We start from the raw sequence: 14,119 nt of genomic DNA on the forward strand, positions 1-14,119 counted from the left end.
CGAACATGAGGAAAATCTTTCTTGATGAGTCTCGAACTCGCACTTTTATAGGCATTGATGAATTTCGATAATTCACTGTTGGGTTGTGCTTTGAACAAAATATGAACATGGTCAATATCGTGGTTCCATTCAAGCAATGTGATATTATATTTTTCGCTCAAAGACACAAATTTATCTTTGGCATAGTCTGAAATGGTGTCATCTATTACTTTCCTTCGATACTTAACCACTAATACAAGATGATAATACATCAAGAACACTGAATGGTTATTACTGTCTAAATTCATTGTTATATCAATCCTTATGCTTTATAAGACTGATTATAACATATTGAGCATAAAGGCAAAAGGAAAAGCCTTTGGGCTGTCGCCCAACCGAAATTCATCTCCCCCTTACCGTTGGGCTACGCCCTTCACACGCTTGAAGAGGGAGACTTCTTTCGGAAGTTCGTTAAAACAGCGGCAATCATTGGAATTGTTGATGCAAATACATCACCAAGCCAGTTTGCAACAAACGCGACGAAAACGGTCGTTCCATCTTCCATCGGAATGGGAATCATAAACAATAAAATTCCTAATACGGATGGAACAATAAATCGAACATAATCTCCTCTACTATACCCCTTATCCTGTACCTTCTTTGCTGGAACGCTACTCACTGGCGCTCCCTCCCCCCTTAAAGTCTATATCCCTCAAAATTTATAAAGCTTGCTGTAGTGCGTACGCTCTTCAATTCGCTTGCGGTTTGGTTCAAAGCCAATCCCCGGTGTGGTTGGTACGGTAATCACTCCATTTTCAACTGTAATCGCAGGGTCTGTGATATCGCTTGAAAAATAGCGAGAAGAGGCTGACGTGTCCCCAGGAAGCGTAAAGTTATCGAGCGTCGTAATGGCAACGTTATGAGCACGCCCTACACCAGCTTCCAGCATCCCTCCACACCAGACAGGTATGCCGTGCTCTTTACAAAGATCATGAATCTGCTTCGATTCATAGAGTCCACCAACGCGGCCAATTTTAATATTAATAATTTTACAGCTTCCTAACGCAATCGCATGCCTTGCATCATCAAACGTATAAATGCTTTCATCTAAGCAAAGCGGCGTTTGAAGCTCGCGCTGCAGCTTCGCATGGTCAATGATATCGTCATAAGCGAGCGGCTGCTCAATCATCGTGAGGTTAAATTCATCAAACGCTTTTAAGTGATCAATGTCACCTAGCGTATACGCTGAGTTCGCATCTGCCATCAAGGAAATATCCGGGAAGCGCGTGCGAACTGCTTTTAAAATATCGAGATCCCAGCCTGGCTTTACCTTTAGCTTAATTCGCTTATATCCTTCTTCACAGTTTTTTTCCACCGCTTTTAATAGCTCATACTCTGAATCTTTAATCCCTAAACTAACCCCAACATCAATGGTTTCTTTCGTCCCGCCAAGTGCTTTCCAAAGCGGCTCGTTGTTGCTTCTTGCGTATAAGTCCCACATTGCCCCTTCAAGCGCTGCTTTCGCCATGGAGTTGCCCCGAATCGGTTCAAACAACTTCTGAAGTTCGCTCGGGTGGGACACAGGATGTTGAAGTAAAAGCGGAATTAAATAATCCTCCATGATGTGCCAATTTGTTTTGAGCGTTTCTTCTTTATAGTAAGGCTCTGGTGAAGCAACAGACTCTGCCCACCCCGATAAGCCGTTTTTCCCTAGGATTTCTACTAGGATAAATTCTTTATGCGTTTCGGTGAAGATGCTCGTTGTGAATGGTTCTAAAAGCTCCATTTTCACGTGGCGCAAAATAATGTGCTGAATCTCCATCTCGTTTCCCCCTACCTTATTTTTTTGTCACTACGTAGTAATGAATATTTCCGTTTGTTTTCACAAAATCCGTGACTTCATAGCCACAGTCTAGAGCTTTGCTCAATGCTTCTCTTGTTTTTAAGCGCCACTGTAGCGCCAGGTCTTGATTTTTTGCCTTTACCTCTTGATAGCGAGCGGGCACCGCTACGAATAACATGTCATGCATTAATGTAGAGTTCATAGGTGCAGGAGTTGGTAACTCTTGATTATTTAGCACATAGTTTAATAGAATATTGTCTTCCTTAACGCTCCATTCCGCATATTCCTTTTCTTCTCGTTTCTGCACGCGGTCGCTTTGAATCCACCAATGCACCACAAAGCGGTCCGACGGTATTCCTGCATTTAGAATGTCGTTTAGTTCACCGTAGTAATTTTCTTTATAGGCTGCTCCAATTCCGCCGAGCTTTCGCAAATTCAAGTTAGCATTTGCTGTTTCAAGCGGATCATATGTCCATGCAAGCAACTCATAACCTAGCTTCTTTGCTTCTTGTCGCTGCGCCCACTTCAGCTTTTGCCCAATACCATAGCTACGATATTCTTTTAAAATGCCCAAGCTGTGAGAGCATAAATAGGATTGCTTGCCGTCAAAGCCTGGAAATGAATACTGAAACCCAATGAGCTTGTCTTCAAGAAAAGCTCCTAACACCAGCCCTCCGTTTCGAACCGTTGCGACCATCATTTCAACTGGAACCGGATCTTCTCCCTTCCAGATTGTTCGCTCTAAATTCCCTACTTTTCGCAGTTCGTCTGGATGCTCCACCCGCCGAATGACGAGCTCGTCCATATGTAAATTCGTCATATTATCTCCTCGCTTATTCCATGTATGTATCTTGATGTGTATATAAGCTCTCAAGCTTTTGCTGACGCTTTTGAACGCCAGCGGGATTTTTTTCTTGATATGCGGTGAGCACTAAGTCCAAAAGCGTAATGACCGGGGCGATTGAGTTGCAACCTGACTGGACGTTTGTCTCTGTTAAAAGCGTAATGTCAGCTAGCTCACCAACCGGCGATAAAATACGATCGGTAACGGCAATTACCGTTACCCCAACTTTCTTAGCGTAAGCCGCAAGCTTTGTCGCTTCCTTTGCATAGCGGGGAAACGACAGGACAACAATGACTGACTCGGGTGTTAAGTCGCAAAGACTTTCTTGAATATCTCCCGGCTGATTGACTAACCGCACGCGTTCCCGAAGCGTCGAAAGCATCATTGAAAACCAGTGTGCTGCTCCGTATGAAGTTCGGTATCCGGCAACCAGTACTTGATCTGCGTGAATCAGTCTGTCTACCACTTCCCAAATTCTCTGAGTGTTCTCCTCATTTTCCAAGCGGCAGATGATGTTCAGTTCGCTTTCTAACACGCGCTTAAGAACGTTTTGATTCTCTTCTTTTTTAACTGTTTTTTCGCGTCCCATTACGCGCTGCTGAATCGCATCGTGCATTTGTGAAAAGCTTTGAAAGCCAAGAGAGTATGAAAGGCGAATAACTGTCGTTTCGCTGACTCCCGAGGCACGACCAATTTCTGCTGCCGTTTGAAACGACGCTTCTTGAAGGGAATCCAGTAAATACTGAGCAACCTTCTTTTGCCCTGATGATAAATGAGGAAACGCTTCTTTTACTACCTGTTCAAATCGCTGCGCACTCATTCTCCCTGCACCTCTGCTTTTGAGGCCAAAAGAACAAGGGTTAGATAAATGTTTGTTCCGGTTAGCAGCGCTTCTTTATTAAATATCATGTCAGGATGATGAAGGCCATGCTTTAATCCACATCCAAGACCGATCATCGTCGAAGCCACCCCCGTTTCTTTCGTGTACACGTGAAAGTCTTCAGCACCCTTCGTTTCGCAGACAGATACTAATCCATCGTCACCTAGTACAGACTGAATGGCCTGTGTCGCAATTTGAATGGTATGAACGTTTGGAACCGCAGCGTATGTACGTCCTTCAAAATGATAATCGATTGCTACCTCATGCATTGAAGTCAGGTGAGAGAGGATGTGCTCCACTCGCGATTTCAATTCATCCATCGCTTCATTTGTATTGGCTCGCAAATCCAAAGCAAACACAGCTTCATCAGGAATTACATTTGTGCTATCTCCTCCAGCTTGCAGCTTCGTCATTTTGACTGAATAATCATTCGTTTTTGTTAAGCGTAAACCTCTTAGCATCTGTACAAGGTCCGCTGCGATTTCAATCGCATTTTTACCAAATTCGGGTCGTGACGCATGAGCTTGTACACCGTGAACGATGCCATGAACTGCACAGGCTGAGCCGTGTAAAATAACGGGAGATGCTTTCTTATCCTCTACTTCCCACTCAGGTCTTACGTGCATGCCATACAGCTCCGTCACGTTTTGCAAGCACCCTGATTCAATCATTTGCTTCGCTCCCGCCCCGGTTTCTTCTGATGGTTGAAACAAAAAGCGAATCGTTTTTTGAGGCTTGATATTCATTTTCTTAAGCGCAAGAGCCGTGTACAAAAGCATGGTACTATGAGCATCGTGCCCGCACGAGTGATTGGCTTTTAGCTCTCCGTCCATCCACTGCACGACCGCATCTAAATCAGCTCGGAACGCTACCACTTCGGAAGAAGCACCTTGAAGCTCAGCAGTTAATCCGTAATGTTCTGAGAATGTGCGAACGCTGTATCCAGCATCCTCTAGCTTCTTTTGAATATAAGCTGACGTTTCTTTTTCCTCACTGCTTGATTCTGGATATGTATGCAGATGTTCATAAGTTTTATAAATGTCATTTTTCATCTTTTTTTACGTATGACTGGTTCATTCCATCCTCCTTCGCACTCAAAACTTCATATTTATTCATCAATGAAGTTTTTCCTTCACTTGATTCTTATAATATCATAACTTTCTGACAATAAACAATAGCTTTAGAGCACTATGAAATATTGGAATATGAACTAAAATACTATGCAAATATATAACCTCTTCAAAAATAATGAAATAAATGTTAAAATAGCAAAAATTAACTAAGGAGAGTAGATAATGAAACAAACGCTTCCGCATCACTCTGTTCCTTATACCCACATTCACCGTGGTTCAAAAAAAGTATGTATTATGCTTTCAGGTCTTGGCTATCACTATGAGAAACCTCTATTCTACTATTCTACGATGCTCATGCTTGAAGAAGGGATTGATGTTGTACACGTTCACTACAGCTACAACCGCGACTTTTTAAAGCAGTCGCTTCAAACCGTTGCTCATATGATGATAAAAGACATTGATCCTATTTTGACTCATATTTTAGAAGCATATTCATATGAAGAAATCATCTTTTTAGGAAAGTCGCTGGGTACCGTGCCAATCCTTTACAACTTCATGAAACAAGACCGCTTTGCAGGTGCGACAATGCTCCTCTTGACTCCTCTGCTAAACTTTCCTGAGTTATTTACAAGTGTTCAAGAAAGCAAGCACCAGGGACTTCTTGTGATTGGAGACCAAGACGTTCACTACGACAAACAAAAGTTTCAACAGCTTCACGAGACAAATTTTCAGGTGGACGTTATAAAAGATGCGGATCACTCATTGGACGTTCATCCGATAAATGCGCACGCATCTCTCACAGCTCTCATGAACGTCATGAATAATATGAAGAAGTCTCTACATATAGTGAAACAGCATTGATTAAAAAGGAGGGTACAAACCATGTCAAAAGGAAAAATCGCTTTTTTATTAGTTCTTTTCTTATTAGCGGTTGGAGGCTTCATCACAATGTTTTTTTCAAACAGCTCTGACCAAGTTACTAGCGGCAAAGGACCCGCTCTAAAAAGCGAAACAATTAAAAACGTCACGCATTCTCTAACGGCAAGAGAGGATATGCTGCTTAATACTAATCAAGCGTTTGTCTTTGAATATGACTCTGGTAGCAAGAAGAAAGAAGTCGACGTTTGGGTTGAAAAGTATGAAAAGGGGCTATTTGTAGAAAAGCTAAATGAGTTATCTACAGAAGTGGACAAAGAAGGACTGATTATTTTCACTTCTAGCGATATTTATCCGGAAGATGAAGACGGAGAAGAAGTCATTACTATGTTTAACTTAAAGGTTGGAAATCAAACGAGCAGCGCTGGGTTAAGCTTCACAGAAAAAAGGAACATTGAAGAAAAAGAGAACTTAGCTGGCACGTGGGAAGGCTTTTATCAAGACGTACAAAAAATTGATGGAGACATGCCACTAGGCTACATGGCTTATTCTTCTGAAGATTCCATATCAAGCATTCAGCTAAACTATTTAAAAGATCCAAAAGCTCACGAAAAAGAGCTAAAAGAATACGACAGCATCTACGTGTTAAAATGCCGTTTTCACTAAAAACAAAAGCAGGTGGTAGACATGTTGAAGTTCATTGACGACATTGCTGGTTCTCTGTATGACATCATGAAGTTTCTCGTACGAAGCTTATGCTATTTCTTGACTGGAGTACTCATTGTTGCTATTCCCCTTTATGCGATTGTTTTTGTGTTTCAAGCGTTTGGTAAGTAAAAATATCCATAAGGAAAAATTAGAATACGAAAGAGGTTCAATAATCATTGAAAAAACCGACACCAACTAACCACAACAAGAAAAAAGACTTCATAGATACAGACTTATTTTTATTTATCATCATTTTCATTGCGGGTCTTATCTCTATTTTCATTTTACATTAACCGTATACTTCTTTCCTACAAACGCTCAAAGCATTTTGAGCGTTTGTTTATTATAGTCAAATATCAGATTTATCGTACTAGAATAATAGATTCTTAACAAACCATCACAAGACTTTTTCATTGAACACTTTACCTACATACATCCCACTCGCCGCTGCTTGAGAGAGCGAATGCGTAACGCCAGAGCTATCTCCAATAACGTACAGCTCTTTCACATTAGTTTCGAAGTATTCATTCGTTTCCACAACCGGCGAATAAAACTTCCCGTCCATTCCATAAAGAAGCGTATCTTCGTGAATGCTTTCTCCAAGCAATCCTTCGAGCTTTTCCAAAAAGGCTTCTAATGCAGAAATATAATTAGTTGGAACATAGTTCAATAAATTCCCCTCGGTAGCGCTAAGCGTCGGTTGGATTCGATTACCGCTCATGTCTTCCTTGGAGGTTGCTTTTTGACGTCGCAAGTCGGACAAGCGCTGCACGACAATCTGATCTCCACCGGCGTTTAGTTCACCAATCACATTTTGCGCATAGGTGTTCGCTTCTTGCAGCGTATTAAAATACGCCGGTGTAAAAAGCGTAAAGTTTAGGTTTGCCGTACCGCTTCCTTCTTCTCTATAGTTCTGACCATCTGGCATGACCAATCCTTCCTGGTACTTTCTAATAATGCGGCCCTTTGGATTCATACAGTATGTATACGAAATGACGCCTTCATGTTCGGAAGAAAGCTTTGTTTCAAACGTATGCTCTAACAAACGATTGAGCTGGCGACCGTGCATTTCAATACGTATTCCTAAATCTAAGCGAGTTGATCCTTTCTTCACACCGAGAGCTGAGAATTGTTCTTCAACCCAGTCGTTCCCTGACCTACCTGTTGCGACCACGACGCGACGTGCTTGTACATCCCCTTTATTTGAAACAATTTTAAACTCATTTTCTTGTTTCTCAATGCGCTTGACGTCTACTTCAAACCATATGTCAATTCGTGACTTCAACACGTCGTATATGCGCTGGAAAATAGCAGTCGAACGAGCTGTTCCTAAGTGTCGGACTTCCGTTGAAAGAAGCTGGAGACCATGTACTTCTGCATTCTTTACAAGGTCTGGATTGACCGTGGAATACAGCTTGACTTCATCCCCTCCGAACGAACAAAGCACATCGTCCACTTCTTTCATGAGACGAAGCGCTTCTTCTGGACCTACTTTTTGCTCTAAATCTCCGCCAAAATCATTGGTGTAATTAAACTTTCCTTCTGACTTTCCGAGTCCTGCAAAACCGTAATATTTTCCGCACACGTCACAACTGCAAAGCTTCCCTTCATCAAGAGGACATGACCTTTTATGGAGCTGTTTTCCCTTATCAATAAGCAGTACACGTTTTGGCTTTGGCTTGCCAGCGTGTACGCTAAAAACACCCCGCTTACGCCTGCTCCAATAATGACAACATCATACACATCGCTTCACCTCATACTCTTTTATATACGTAGAAGCTACGCTGGTTAAATACCGAACAGCGCAGCTTCTCGCTCTAGCAATCTATTTGCTTTTTTTACGACGATCGCGGTTTTCACCAACCGCAGCCATCCCTGCAATTAAAAATGGCAAGCTAATCACGAAGGATTGCAGCCACGTAGAACCTAATACTTTGAACAATACAAACACAAGCACTGTCGCAGTAAAATAGATGGGAATAAACTGCTTTGAAAGCCATCGTTCACTCATGTTCATCACTCCTATAGTACAACTTTACAAAGAATCGCAGCACTTCGCAATATGAAAGAGTTTATGACCATTATTTTCTACTTTCTGCTTTCTCCTTTCTCCTACGTCTTCACATATGATGCTTCTTTCCTGATCCATGTACTACATTCTATCAAAGATACAGATACTAAAAAAAGAGAGCGAATACCACTCGCTCCCTTTTGCGTATTATGCTGATTGTTTAACTCTATCGTTTTTCTCTTTAATTCTTTTGTTCTTGCTGTAGCCAGCAAACAAAATGAGAACAACTACGACTGCTTGAATCAGATAGGTCGCAATCCCGTGATGAATGTGAAGCAGCTCGCCAACGCTTTTGTCTTTTAAAATCATTTCAGCTGCCGTCCAAGCTAAAATTCCAGCTCCAACGTATGCAATCCACGGATACTTGTCCATTGCTTTCACGATTGCTTTTGAACCAAAAATCATAATTGGAATACTAATCAATACGCCAAGAGCAACCATTCCAATATGACCATTTGCAGCCCCAGCAACCGCTACTACGTTATCAAGACTCATCACTGCGTCTGCGATAATAATTGTTTGAATCGCTTTTCCTAAGCCGTTATAAGACTTAATATTTGAACTATCTTCTTCTTCCACCAGTACTTTGTACGCAATCCACAGAAGCAACACGCCGCCGATGATTGTCACAAATGGAATTTTCAGTAGGTATACGATAACTGCCGCAAACCCGATGCGTAGAACGACCGCTCCAAACGTTCCCCAAAAAATCGCTTTATTTTGCAGCTCTTTTGGTAAATTCCGTGTAGCCATCGCAATTACGACTGCATTATCTCCAGATAAGATAATGTCAATAAGAATGATTTTTAATAACGCAATAATAGCTGTTGATGAAATCGCGACGCCTAAAGTGAAAAGCTCATTTTCCATGCTTATCGTCTTCTCCTTTTTACTTACAGGAACACTGCCTGTAAGATATACTGTTTAGAACCAAGAAGCTATTCTTAAACGAAGCAAGCGCTGCAATCGTTCGTTCAAACAACAAAAAGGCTCCGAGCCTAAGCGTTCGAAACCTCAAAAACCAAACGTCGATCACTCAATGTGCTTTGAAGCACGCTTGACTTTGTTAATAGAATTATTCTACTACATTCCAAATAGTATATCAAAGTAAAAGTTTATACAACAAAACTTTTTCCCTACTTAACAATCATCTTCTGCCAAAGAGTATAGTCAATACCTTCCCTAAGCTGAAAAATGTATAAAAAACTCCATTCAGTAGTGAGATATTACTGCATAAGGCCTTTTACGTGAAATGATTTATGTTACATATTCATGTTATCTTCTCGCTTATATTTGATAAGTTCATGTAGTTTCTCAAGATTTACTTGCTCATTCCATACCTTTCGAGCATCAGGCGTCATATATGGATAAACATACTTGTCAATCATTAAATCAATTCCAGTTTCATCTACTAAATTATAGGTAGGAATTCGATATTGTTTTTTATCATGCGTGATAATTACCAAAACATTGATCAGGTTGAAACCATTGCGACGCACTTCTGCTTTTTGTATGTTCTTGAATGACACATTGCCTTTTTTGGTCTTAAAATAACCGTTTGGTCCTGGAACAAATGAAATAATAGTTTTCCCAGGAATTATACCAGGAATATACCATATGAATAGATAAGCCATAACTGGAAACAGTACAATCCCTCCAATTAACCATTGAAGTGAAAAAGTTGAATTAAAGCCTAAACCATCAATGATTAAAAGTGCTGTTCCAAATAAACCACCTATATAAAATATAAACTGGATTACATAATATAACATGCTTCCTTTAATATGAACTTCATCACCAGAATGCTTCATATTTAATAACATTATTCGTTCTCCTTATCCAATAGCTTCATTTATTTTAAATATATAGGAAGGAATAAACGTTTTCAAGAAAGCTTTGCTTGTAAGCTCTAAATTAAATCGATTGTCCTCATTTCTAGCGAGAACCCAGTCATTCTGCTTACCTGGAATGAAAAAGCAAATATCCTCAGGCTCCGGGTTGTTATGTTGGTTGTAAGCAAGTACCATCATTGTATTTATTCTCGATTTCCTAGTATTTAAATCCATTAAAAAACTACTAGTTGCTTGAATATCTGCTACTGTTAATTGAGATGTCCAACGACTGATTGCTGCACAGAGGTGCTCTACATCACTAAACTCTTCAAGCAAGCCCTCGAGCTGCTTTGCTAAATTTCGAATTATCAACCACATCTGAAAAAGCATTTAAAGCCTTCATATGTTTAAGACTATATTTACCATAAGCATCCTTAGGGAACTTCGTTAAACCAACACCATAGTACAAAGCTTGACCACCTGCAAGCGTTCCAAGCGCAGTCAAGTTCCCATACTGCTGATGCAACTTATATAACTTTCCTATTAAATTATCAGCATCAGACATTTTATTTCCTGTAGAACGCACGTATTACTTATGTTAAACGCAAGTAACTATGCTTAAATAAAGTGTAAGTGTCTTACAAAGTAATAGCTTAAGAGAATGGGGCTTTGTATCAAAGCTCCCATCTAATAAGTACTAATTATTAAAGTACACCCACACTATTATTCTTTTTAAATTAATTCTTAACACCAATAAAGTAAAATTTAACTCGTAGTCCAATTCTTTATACGGGAATTGGGTAGAGACTCTCAGACCATATTTCTGAGGATATACGATTTTTAAATTTAACATTACAGATAGTAATCTAAGGTGATATTCATAAATTGGAAATGATAACCTGTATGAAACCACTCTACCATATTGCATCTTTAAACATTTTTTACAATAATTTAAATAAATCTCATATATGTTCTTTAAATCCATTTATAGTTAAATATTACTTTTTTTATTATCCATATAAAAAAGCACTTACTGCCTTCTCAGACTTCAAGTGCTTATTCTTCTTTATATAAACGCTAAAATCTCTTTACCAAACCGAACGATAAAACGCACACCATATAAAATCAACACACCCCCAGCAACCACCGAGATATTTTTCAAAAATTTATCTGTCAAAAGATTTCGACCGAAGTGTACCGTGAAAGCCACGTTCAGATTCCAAAGGATAATTCCCCCTAGAATAAATAAACTGTAGAGAAAAGAAAGAGAATGAGACATCGTCTGCGTCATTTCCTGTAAGGTAGAGCCATAAACCCCAAACCAAAATACAATATTTAAAGGATTTAATAACGCAATTAAAAAACCAACGAAAAATGTTTTATACCACGGAGCCAAAGTGGTTGTCATATCTTCCTGCTTGAACGAATGCTGTTTCGATAGGCTGCTTATTCCGAGTTTAATGAGAAAAAAACCGCCTAACAAATATGTAAACACAACCACCAAGTGATGTTGAAATAAATGTTCAGCTCCTAAATAAATGACGACTAGAAACAGGAAATCTCCCGTAACTCCTCCCAGACCGATAAGCCAAGAAGGCCAAAAACCACCTGCAATTCCTCGCTTGATCATCTCAACTTTAATCGGCCCTAATGGTGCTGCAAGACTGATTCCCAATACCACTAGATGAATAATTAGAATAGTCACGTTATCCCTCCAACTCCATAGCTTGTCTTTCTATAAGATATGACCATACCTTTTGAGATAGTCTACTTAGCTGCGAATTGCTGCATAACGGCTCGGTAAAAGATTGAACTATTATGACTAAATACTTATCTAGCACATTTAAATGAAATAATAGGTTTACATACCAATAATTAGGGGCCTTAGCTTATAAGAATGACATTACTTTATTAGGAGGAGAGTTGAAAATCAACAATAATACGAAAACAGTTGAAAACAAGGTAGAGAATAAGCTAAACAAAATGAGCCAAGAAAAGAAAGACAGCATTCTTGCTAGCTTTACCGAATTCCAAACGTACTTAGGAGATAAAGTTTCAAAAGGTGAGAAACTAAGATTAAGTGATAATCAGCTGACTTTAGCTTTTATTGATTAAATATAAACATTAAACAAGAATGAGTTTATATGAATATGAGAACGTGAAAAAGCACTTATCATCTACAGGAGACAATTAAGTGCTTAATTTTTTCAATGTTTATTCATTAATTACCTTACTGCCTCTTCTTCTCTCCCCATATCTTTCAAAGGTCTGGTAAGTAAATAGCAAGTGGAGTGCCTTCATACATGGACAATTCAATTAGTGAGTTTCATTCAACCAGTACCACTTCGTGCTATGTAAATATCCTCAAAACTAAAGGTATTATCGACTACACACTTAAAACTTCAAGAAGTATAAGAATTATTAAAAGTAATCAATGACCCATTAATGCATACTGTTTTCGAAAAAAATAACACGCGTATAATGCACGCGTGTTATTTCTTCTTTATTTGCTTATAAATGATTCTGAGCCCTAACAACATAAGTCCAAATGATATTCCATATATCATTATTTCTGCTTTTAAAGCTACATTAAAAATAGTGCAAGACAATCCCAAATTAAGTCTTTTTTTTATTACTTTGTCACTTATTGAATTTCCATTATTCGTCCTTAAATTTCAAATGTAAAATGAGGCTTTCTAAACTATTGGCTATCTTTTTGTACTCATTTAACTCAAAATCTTCAACAAAAATCTCACCTGTATTGTTGTTTACTACTAATAACATCCCATTTGATTCATAACCGATTGGTATATACTTAAAAGTAAATTCTTTAGATTCTACATAGTCTTTAACAAGCGAAATGAAATAATCTGGTTCAATTCCTGGAATAACAGGGTGTAAATTAACATTATAAGAAGAAATCCAGCCTGTTAATTCTAAAAACCAATACGAATTAAAATACTCCTTAACTGAATTATGTAACTGAACATTATATTGACCTTCAATTTCATCGAAGTTAAATTTCATACTCTTCTCCATTGGTTTCCAAGAAATATATCCATATTCGTCTTCTGTACCGGAGTATATAAATTCAGCCACATCTTCGTTCCATACTATTTTAGGTAATGAATTATTGTATTCCATCCATTTATCTACAAATCTTTCAAAATAAGCTTTTATAACCTCTTTCATATTGGAAATCACTCCTTAATAAATTTCTGTAATAACTCTGAGTAAACTTTATCTTTCCCCCATATTCCTGCTTCTTTTTCTATATTATGAATTCCACCGGAACCTGGATGTAATTTTTGAGGCACTGGAAACGCTTGTCCACCTCCACCAATATGGTGATGAATTAATTTGTCTCCTTTAACACCTTTAAAATCATACTGGGAGAAATATTCCCTAAATACCTTATCATTAACTGGACTATCGGTAAACGGATTCCTTCCCTCTATTATTGCTCTATTATTTGGGCTAAACGCTTCTGGGTGTCTATCAAGTAGTTCACTCCAAAAATACTTTAGATCACGTCTCCACCCCTCAGCATTAGTGTATTTTTCACCTTTTCCACCAAATGGCATCTCAACAACTGTACGTTGATCTGCAATATAAATTGGATCTATATTTTGAAGGTCCACACCACGATATGTTCTAATAGGGTCATTAATATCTTCTATCTTCTTAACCGTTCCTTTAGTACCCTCAGCAACCTTCTCATCCCTAACCTTCGTCCCAACCCCATTACCACCATCCACACGCTCAATAAACTGATACCCGCCATTCCCCTTCACAGATCCAACACCTGGATACACTAAACGATTATCCAGCTTATTTAGACCCAAGTTCTGCAGAGCTGACTGCGTACGCACATGAATAGCTGCGGCACCTTCATTCAGTTTCTTCGTGGCGGCACCGCTGAGTTGTTCAAGCTTCGTCGTTTTTGCGAGCTTGTCCGCTCCTTTTGTGCCGACTATGCTTATGGCAACGTTAGCGGTTAGGTAGGAAAAGTA

The 14,119-nt window shown here is 39.1% G+C and carries 20 protein-coding genes and 1 riboswitch; of the genes, 4 read left to right on the forward strand and 16 right to left on the reverse strand.

The features are described 5' to 3' along the window. The 6 genes from tnpA to AS180_RS19245 all read right to left on the reverse strand — a co-directional run. A partial coding sequence (tnpA, locus tag AS180_RS19220) for an IS200/IS605 family transposase (protein ID WP_062687328.1) occupies positions 1 to 287 on the reverse strand: 287 nt, incomplete at its 3' end. Positions 288 to 412: 125 nt separating this feature from the next. Beyond that, positions 413 to 658 (reverse strand): hypothetical protein, encoded by a 246-nt coding sequence (locus AS180_RS22880; RefSeq protein ID WP_062687318.1) that lies wholly within the window; start codon positions 656 to 658, stop codon positions 413 to 415. 33 nt (positions 659 to 691) lie between these two features. After that, positions 692 to 1,801 (reverse strand): o-succinylbenzoate synthase, encoded by a 1,110-nt coding sequence (gene menC / locus AS180_RS19230; protein WP_062687319.1) that lies wholly within the window; start codon positions 1,799 to 1,801, stop codon positions 692 to 694. 16 nt (positions 1,802 to 1,817) lie between these two features. Further along, positions 1,818 to 2,642 (reverse strand): GNAT family N-acetyltransferase, encoded by an 825-nt coding sequence (locus AS180_RS19235; protein ID WP_062687320.1) that lies wholly within the window; start codon positions 2,640 to 2,642, stop codon positions 1,818 to 1,820. 13 nt (positions 2,643 to 2,655) lie between these two features. Next, positions 2,656 to 3,486, reverse strand: a complete 831-nt coding sequence (locus AS180_RS19240) for a MurR/RpiR family transcriptional regulator (protein ID WP_062687321.1) — start codon at positions 3,484 to 3,486, stop codon at positions 2,656 to 2,658. After that, a complete protein-coding gene (locus AS180_RS19245) occupies positions 3,483 to 4,598 on the reverse strand; it encodes an amidohydrolase (protein ID WP_062687322.1) in 1,116 nt (371 codons plus the stop codon). Before AS180_RS19245 ends, AS180_RS19240 begins: the two co-directional genes overlap by 4 nt. A gap of 243 nt (positions 4,599 to 4,841) precedes the next feature. Between AS180_RS19245 and AS180_RS19250 the strand changes: the two genes are divergently transcribed. The 3 genes from AS180_RS19250 to AS180_RS23360 are packed head-to-tail and all read left to right on the forward strand — an operon-like array spanning position 4,842 to position 6,332. Beyond that, positions 4,842 to 5,480, forward strand: coding sequence for an alpha/beta family hydrolase (locus AS180_RS19250; protein WP_025910132.1), 639 nt, complete (start codon positions 4,842 to 4,844; stop codon positions 5,478 to 5,480). 21 nt (positions 5,481 to 5,501) lie between these two features. Beyond that, positions 5,502 to 6,161: a hypothetical protein gene (locus AS180_RS19255; RefSeq protein ID WP_025910131.1), complete on the forward strand. Its 660-nt coding sequence runs from the start codon at positions 5,502 to 5,504 to the stop codon at positions 6,159 to 6,161. A gap of 21 nt (positions 6,162 to 6,182) precedes the next feature. After that, complete coding sequence (locus AS180_RS23360) at positions 6,183 to 6,332, forward strand: hypothetical protein (RefSeq protein ID WP_167556160.1); 150 nt, start codon at positions 6,183 to 6,185, stop codon at positions 6,330 to 6,332. 268 nt (positions 6,333 to 6,600) lie between these two features. Here AS180_RS23360 and AS180_RS19260 read toward each other — a convergent pair whose 3' ends face one another. From AS180_RS19260 to AS180_RS19290, 8 genes are all read right to left on the reverse strand, one after another. Continuing rightward, complete coding sequence (locus tag AS180_RS19260) at positions 6,601 to 7,788, reverse strand: NAD(FAD)-utilizing dehydrogenase (RefSeq protein WP_156413516.1); 1,188 nt, start codon at positions 7,786 to 7,788, stop codon at positions 6,601 to 6,603. Then, on the reverse strand, positions 7,704 to 7,946 hold the full coding sequence (locus AS180_RS24110) for an FAD-binding protein (protein ID WP_139109236.1): 243 nt from the start codon (positions 7,944 to 7,946) through the stop codon (positions 7,704 to 7,706). The genes AS180_RS19260 and AS180_RS24110 overlap by 85 nt, the downstream gene beginning before the upstream one ends. Before the next feature lie 82 nt (positions 7,947 to 8,028). Next, positions 8,029 to 8,214 (reverse strand): hypothetical protein, encoded by a 186-nt coding sequence (locus tag AS180_RS19265; RefSeq protein ID WP_025910128.1) that lies wholly within the window; start codon positions 8,212 to 8,214, stop codon positions 8,029 to 8,031. Positions 8,215 to 8,421: 207 nt separating this feature from the next. Beyond that, positions 8,422 to 9,144: a TerC family protein gene (locus AS180_RS19270; protein ID WP_061785924.1), complete on the reverse strand. Its 723-nt coding sequence runs from the start codon at positions 9,142 to 9,144 to the stop codon at positions 8,422 to 8,424. 392 nt (positions 9,145 to 9,536) lie between these two features. Continuing rightward, positions 9,537 to 10,097, reverse strand: a complete 561-nt coding sequence (locus tag AS180_RS19275; protein ID WP_062687323.1) for a DUF5381 family protein — start codon at positions 10,095 to 10,097, stop codon at positions 9,537 to 9,539. A 12-nt stretch (positions 10,098 to 10,109) separates the two neighbouring features. After that, complete coding sequence (locus AS180_RS19280; RefSeq protein ID WP_197414246.1) at positions 10,110 to 10,484, reverse strand: hypothetical protein; 375 nt, start codon at positions 10,482 to 10,484, stop codon at positions 10,110 to 10,112. Beyond that, the gene (locus AS180_RS19285) at positions 10,435 to 10,671 is read right to left on the reverse strand and encodes a hypothetical protein (RefSeq protein WP_062687324.1); all 237 of its coding nucleotides are present in this window, start codon (positions 10,669 to 10,671) and stop codon (positions 10,435 to 10,437) included. Before AS180_RS19285 ends, AS180_RS19280 begins: the two co-directional genes overlap by 50 nt. Positions 10,672 to 10,859: 188 nt before the next feature. Further along, a riboswitch (purine riboswitch) is annotated at positions 10,860 to 10,963 on the reverse strand. A gap of 209 nt (positions 10,964 to 11,172) precedes the next feature. Further along, positions 11,173 to 11,811 (reverse strand): LysE family transporter, encoded by a 639-nt coding sequence (locus AS180_RS19290; protein ID WP_062687325.1) that lies wholly within the window; start codon positions 11,809 to 11,811, stop codon positions 11,173 to 11,175. Between the two features lie 218 nt (positions 11,812 to 12,029). Here AS180_RS19290 and AS180_RS19295 point away from each other — a divergent pair, with 218 nt between their 5' ends. Then, positions 12,030 to 12,221, forward strand: coding sequence for a hypothetical protein (locus AS180_RS19295; protein ID WP_062687326.1), 192 nt, complete (start codon positions 12,030 to 12,032; stop codon positions 12,219 to 12,221). 543 nt (positions 12,222 to 12,764) lie between these two features. On the opposite strand, the gene AS180_RS19300 is transcribed toward AS180_RS19295, so the two are convergent. Continuing rightward, positions 12,765 to 13,298, reverse strand: coding sequence for a SecY-interacting protein Syd (locus AS180_RS19300; protein ID WP_062687327.1), 534 nt, complete (start codon positions 13,296 to 13,298; stop codon positions 12,765 to 12,767). Positions 13,299 to 13,306: 8 nt separating this feature from the next. After that, the gene (locus tag AS180_RS19305; protein ID WP_226373000.1) at positions 13,307 to 13,978 is read right to left on the reverse strand and encodes a hypothetical protein; all 672 of its coding nucleotides are present in this window, start codon (positions 13,976 to 13,978) and stop codon (positions 13,307 to 13,309) included. Positions 13,979 to 14,119: the final 141 nt, after the last annotated feature.

Origin of the sequence: Priestia veravalensis, from assembly GCF_001457055.1 — a bacterium.
GTDB lineage: Bacteria > Bacillota > Bacilli > Bacillales > Bacillaceae_H > Priestia > Priestia flexa.

Coding starts and splice junctions, on each gene's coding strand:
- menC (WP_062687319.1), bottom strand. CDS start 1,801: ATGGAGATTCAGCACATTATTTTGCGCCACGTGAAAATGGAGCTTTTA.
- AS180_RS19235 (WP_062687320.1), bottom strand. CDS start 2,642: ATGACGAATTTACATATGGACGAGCTCGTCATTCGGCGGGTGGAGCAT.
- AS180_RS19240 (WP_062687321.1), bottom strand. CDS start 3,486: ATGAGTGCGCAGCGATTTGAACAGGTAGTAAAAGAAGCGTTTCCTCAT.
- AS180_RS19245 (WP_062687322.1), bottom strand. CDS start 4,598: ATGAAAAATGACATTTATAAAACTTATGAACATCTGCATACATATCCA.
- AS180_RS19250 (WP_025910132.1), top strand. CDS start 4,842: ATGAAACAAACGCTTCCGCATCACTCTGTTCCTTATACCCACATTCAC.
- AS180_RS19255 (WP_025910131.1), top strand. CDS start 5,502: ATGTCAAAAGGAAAAATCGCTTTTTTATTAGTTCTTTTCTTATTAGCG.
- AS180_RS23360 (WP_167556160.1), top strand. CDS start 6,183: ATGTTGAAGTTCATTGACGACATTGCTGGTTCTCTGTATGACATCATG.
- AS180_RS19265 (WP_025910128.1), bottom strand. CDS start 8,214: ATGAGTGAACGATGGCTTTCAAAGCAGTTTATTCCCATCTATTTTACT.
- AS180_RS19270 (WP_061785924.1), bottom strand. CDS start 9,144: ATGGAAAATGAGCTTTTCACTTTAGGCGTCGCGATTTCATCAACAGCT.
- AS180_RS19275 (WP_062687323.1), bottom strand. CDS start 10,097: ATGTTATTAAATATGAAGCATTCTGGTGATGAAGTTCATATTAAAGGA.
- AS180_RS19280 (WP_197414246.1), bottom strand. CDS start 10,484: ATGTGGTTGATAATTCGAAATTTAGCAAAGCAGCTCGAGGGCTTGCTT.
- AS180_RS19285 (WP_062687324.1), bottom strand. CDS start 10,671: ATGTCTGATGCTGATAATTTAATAGGAAAGTTATATAAGTTGCATCAG.
- AS180_RS19300 (WP_062687327.1), bottom strand. CDS start 13,298: ATGAAAGAGGTTATAAAAGCTTATTTTGAAAGATTTGTAGATAAATGG.